The organism is Streptomyces sp. NRRL S-337, assembly GCF_000720175.1.
GTDB lineage: Bacteria > Actinomycetota > Actinomycetes > Streptomycetales > Streptomycetaceae > Streptomyces > Streptomyces siderophoricus.
This window is the reverse complement of record NZ_JOIX01000148.1, coordinates 1-4,713: the sequence shown is the minus strand read 5'-3', so window position 1 is coordinate 4,713 and position 4,713 is coordinate 1. Positions and strand designations below refer to the sequence as shown.

General features: G+C 72.1%; 5 protein-coding genes. All 5 read right to left on the bottom strand.

What is annotated here, in order from left to right; genetic code table 11:
* Positions 1-44: 44 nt before the first annotated feature.
* The 5 genes from IG62_RS0140675 to IG62_RS0140655 are packed head-to-tail and all read right to left on the bottom strand — an operon-like array spanning position 45 to position 4,415.
* Positions 45-1,247: an NAD(P)/FAD-dependent oxidoreductase gene (locus IG62_RS0140675; RefSeq protein ID WP_030816248.1), complete on the bottom strand. Its 1,203-nt coding sequence runs from the start codon at positions 1,245-1,247 to the stop codon at positions 45-47.
* Positions 1,248-1,250: 3 nt separating this feature from the next.
* Positions 1,251-1,445 carry a ferredoxin gene (locus IG62_RS0140670; RefSeq protein ID WP_107053138.1) on the bottom strand — a complete coding sequence of 65 codons (195 nt, stop codon included), beginning with the start codon at positions 1,443-1,445 and terminating at the stop codon, positions 1,251-1,253.
* A gap of 44 nt (positions 1,446-1,489) precedes the next feature.
* Positions 1,490-2,668, bottom strand: coding sequence for a cytochrome P450 family protein (locus IG62_RS0140665; RefSeq protein ID WP_030816244.1), 1,179 nt, complete (start codon positions 2,666-2,668; stop codon positions 1,490-1,492).
* Between the two features lie 41 nt (positions 2,669-2,709).
* Positions 2,710-3,357 (bottom strand): TetR/AcrR family transcriptional regulator, encoded by a 648-nt coding sequence (locus tag IG62_RS0140660; RefSeq protein WP_030816243.1) that lies wholly within the window; start codon positions 3,355-3,357, stop codon positions 2,710-2,712.
* Positions 3,354-4,415: a saccharopine dehydrogenase gene (locus IG62_RS0140655; RefSeq protein ID WP_030816242.1), complete on the bottom strand. Its 1,062-nt coding sequence runs from the start codon at positions 4,413-4,415 to the stop codon at positions 3,354-3,356. The genes IG62_RS0140660 and IG62_RS0140655 overlap by 4 nt, the downstream gene beginning before the upstream one ends.
* Positions 4,416-4,713 lie beyond the last annotated feature (298 nt).

Below are 4,713 nucleotides of genomic sequence, written 5' to 3'. Positions count from 1 at the left end.
TCCCCCCACCCCGAAGACCGGCACCCACCCAGCGCCTGCCCCACCTACCCCAACCGCCGCGCGTACCCCGGCAGCAGCTTCCCCTGGTTCACACTCACCGCACCCACCAACTGCTCCCCCAGGTAGTGCGCCACCAACACCGCTCCCTCCGCCGCGGACCCGGCCTCCGCCACCTCCCGGTCACCCGTGCCCGGCAGCCCCACCGACCGGATCCGCAAACCGAACGCCGCCGTCCAGAACGACGGCACATGCGCATACGGCTCGGCCGCCGCCGGCCCCGCCAGCAGATTGCGCCCCGCCAGCTCCCCCTGCGCGGCCGCATTGCTCCAGTGCTCCAGCGGAACCGGCCCCTCCGCCGTCCGCACCGCCTCGCACCACGCCGCGTCCCCGGCCACCACCACCGCCGGATCCGCCACACCCGCACCCGCCGTACCACCCACACCACCCGCGGCCCGCGCGAACAGCCGCTCGTCACAGTGGATCCGCCCGGACGGCAACGCCAGCCCCGACCCCGCCAGCCACCCCGTGGCCGGCACCATCCCGATCGCCACCACCACCAGCGACGCGGACACCTCCGCCCCGTCCGCCAGCACCACCGCCCGCACCCGGCCGTCCCCGGCCGCCGCGAAACCCCGCACGCCCACGCCCAGCCGCAGCGCCACCCCCGCCCGGCCCGCCGCCTCCGTCACCACCTGCGAAACCGCGTCGCCCAACGCCCGCAGCGGCGCACCGAACGGCTCCACCAGCGTGACCTTCACGCCCAGCCCGCTCAGCGACGACGCCAGCTCCACCCCGACGAACCCGGCCCCGACGATCACCACCTCATCGGCCCCGCCGTCCACCTCGGCCCGTAACCGCCGGACGTCCGCCAGCCCCCGCACCGTCAGCACCCCACCAGGCACCCCGGCACCGGGCCACTCCCGCGCCTTCGCACCCGGCGCCAGCACCACCCCGTCGTACGGCAGCTCCGCACCATCGGCCAGCCGCACCCGCCGCCGCTCCCGGTCCAGCCCGACCGCCGCGTTCCCCCGGACCCAGCGGGCGCCGAACTCACCGTCGCCCGCCAGCCGGATATCGTCCCCGGTCATCGTCCCGGCCACCACCTGCTTCGTCAGCGGCGGCCGGTCGTAGGGCAGTTCCCGCTCGTCCGACACCACCGTCAGCCGGCCGTCGAACCCCGCGTCCCGCAGCGACCCGGCGGCACGAACCCCCGCCAGGCCCGCCCCCACCACGACGACCTCACGCACCGCTCAGGCCCCCTCGACCACGAGCGCCCGCACCGGACACGCCCGCACCGCGGCGGCCACCTTGCCCGCCAGCCCGTCCGGCACCTCCGACGCCACCACCAGCTGCTCGTCGTCATCGAGCGTGAACACCTCGGGCGCCACCAGCGCACACTGCCCGAGCCCGTCACACACGTCCCGGTCGACCCGGATCTCCACCATCCCGCTACCCCCCACCGTTCCCACTCCCGTCCTCCGCCGACCCGTCAGCGCGCATACCGCAGCGGCAGCTCCACCAGCCCCCGGATCGCATCCGACGGCAACCACCGCACCTCCTCCGCCGGCACCGCCAGCTCCAGCGTGCCGAACCGCCGCAGGATCTCGGTGAGCGCGATCGTCGCCTCCTGGCGGGCCAGCCGCTGCCCCAGGCAGAAATGCGGCCCCACCCCGAACGACAGATGCTGCGCGGTCGCCCGCCCCAGGTCGAACGCATGCGGATCGTCCCGCACCTCGGGGTCCCGGTTCGCCGCGTTCAGCAGGAACCGCACCAGCTCCCCCTTACGGATCACCACCCCGCCGGCCTCGACGTCCTCCAGCGCCACCCGGTTCACGGTCGTCATCGCCGACCCCCGGAACCGCAACGCCTCCTCCACCGCCGCACCGACCAGCGACGGATCCGCCCGCAGCGCCGCCAGCTGCTCCGGGTGCGTCAGCAGATCGTGCAGCGCATTGGCCAGCAGATTCGTGACCGTGTCATGCCCCGCGATCAGCAACACCGCCGCGAACGACGAGAGTTCCTCATCACTCAGCGCACCCCCGTCCTCGAACCGCGCCGCGATCAGCTCACTGAGCAGATCCTCGGTCGGCCGCTCCCGCTTCGCGCCGATCAGCCCGATGCAGTACCCGAACAGCTCCGCGGCCGCCGACTGCATCGCCTCCAGCGACGGCGCCGCCGAGATGTCCATCGCCCACTGCCGGAACGGATCCCGGTCCTCCGCCGGCACCCCCAGCAGCTCGCAGATCACCTCCAGCGGCATCGGATACGTGAACTCCTCGATGAAGTCCGCCGTACCGCGGTCCCCCAGCTTGTCCAGCAACTGGTCGGTGATCTCCGCGATCCGCGGCTCCAGCTGCCGCACCGCCCGCGACGCGAACGCCGCAGTCACCAGCCGACGATGACGCGCATGATCCGGATCGTCCTGCTCCAGCAGCATCACCGCCAACCCCGGCACCAGCGCACCGTGCGGCGCATGCCTGTGCACGTCGTTGGACAGCCGCGGATCGCTCAACAACTCCCGCGTCAGCGCCGCCCCGAGCACCGTCCAGGTCTCCTGCCCGTTCAACTGCCGGGTGCGGATGATCCCGTGGCTCTTCGCCAGCCGGTCCAGCTCCTGCTCCAGCCCCGCCGTCGACGCCAGCTCGGCCAGATCCACCACTACGGTCATGACGTACTTCCCCCTGATCCCCCTGGTTGACCCCGGAACGCTCAGTCCCGGAGCAATTGCACGGCAAACTGCGCCAATTGCGCATCCATCGCGGACGACCGGCTGCCGGCGATCCCCGACCGCATCAGAGCCGCCCCCTCCACCAGCGCCACGAACGTCTCCGCCCGGGCCCGGCAGAACTCACCCGGCCAGTCCGGCCGCCCCTGCTGCACGTACGCCTCCACATGGGCCACGTACTTCCGGTAGAACTCCCGCACCACGGCGGCGATCTCGTCGTCCCGCGCCGCCAGCGCCCACACCTCGACATACAGCCGGACCAGCTGCGGATCCTCCTGCTCGGCCAGGACCACCCCGACCACCTCGTCGGGGTTCGTGTGCCCCTCCGGCAGCTCGATGGCCGACGGGTCGTCCCGCACCATCCGCAGCCCGGTCGTCTCCGCCAGCCGCTCCAGCGAACGCTCCAACGCCCGCTCCAGCACGGCCTTGATCAGATCGGCCCGGGTCGGGAAGTAGTGCTGCAGATGCCCGACCCGCACCCCGGCCTCACCGGCGATCGCCCGCAACGAGGCATCCGACCCCTTGGCCACCAGCACGGCCTCGGCCGCGTCCAGCAGGCTCGTCCGCCGGATGCTCCCCTGCCGCGTCAGCGTCGAGCCCTTGCCGGCCCCGCCGTCCTTCTCCTCGCTCATGACACCTCGACCCCGACGCCGGCCTTCTCCAGCGCCGCCACGACGTCCTGCGGCACCGGCGTCATCTCCGGGAACACCACCCCGCGCGGCGCGGCCGCCCCGTCCTCACCCAGCACCCGGCGCAGCCCCAACAGCCCGCCCAGCGCCGTCAGATGAGCCTGCCCGGCCGGATCCGTCAGCACCGCCGTACGCCGCTGCCCGCCCCGCCCGCGCACATCGATCCGCAGGCACGCACTACCGCCCTCGCCCGGCGAGTACAGCATCGAGCGCCGCGTCGACTGGAACTTCTCGCCGCGGCCCCACCGGAAGAACCCGGTCTTCTTCAGCGCCAGCAGCGTCGACGTCGACGAGTTGGCACTGAACCCGATCCGCGTGAGGGCGGTGTCCACCCCCAGCACCAGCGGCAACGTGAACTGCTCGGGGGTGTCGATCCGAGCGACCTTGGTCCGGTGCTCCCCGATGGAGACATAGCCGGCCCCGGACAACGGCATGATCATCCGCCGCTGCCCACCCTCGGTCACCTCGTAGTCCAGCCCCAGCCGGTCCATGAACTCCACCGAGTCCGTACCCGCCCGGTCCTTCAGGTCGTACCGGATCGCGATCTCCACCGCCGACGCCCCGCCGACCTCGGCCGCCAGCGCGGCCGCGACCAGAGCCGTCACCCCGCCCATCCAGCTCGACGACAACAGCACCGGCGCCTTCGGCGGGTGCACCGCCGCCACCGCCACCGCCCGCTGCAACCGCGCCGTCCACCGCGTGATGTCCACATACGGCACACCACCCCGGAGCGCCGCCAACAGCACCCGGTCCTCAGGGTCGTTGACCGTACTGATCACCGCCCGCACCCTCGCCGAGAACGGCTCCGGATCACTCAGATCCCACCGCCGCACCGACGCGCCGACCTCCTCGGCCAGCGCCTGCCCACGCTCCGGCGTACGCCCCGTCAGGAGCAGCGGCCACGAACCGGCCGCCAACCGCGCCAAATCCCCGCCAACGGTCCCGTAGCCGCCCACCACAAGAACCGGGCCCGTCACATCAAGCTGGATGTCATCGTCCACAACCCCGAGACTAGGTCACGCGACCTAGAAACACAACGACGATCTACGTCACATGTGCCGGCACGCACCCTGACCTGGCGACTCGGCACCCCGGAACCCGGGGATCGCGCCCCACGCCCACGCCCTGGCCCGCCGGCCGACCGTCATCGCACCCAGACGGCCCCTAAACGCAAAAAAGCCTCGTCCCGAGTTGAAGTAATTCAACTCGGGACGAGGCTTTTTCAAAATTTGTTCGGCGGCGTCCTACTCTCCCACAGGGTCCCCCCTGCAGTACCATCGGCGCTGAAAGGCTTAGCTT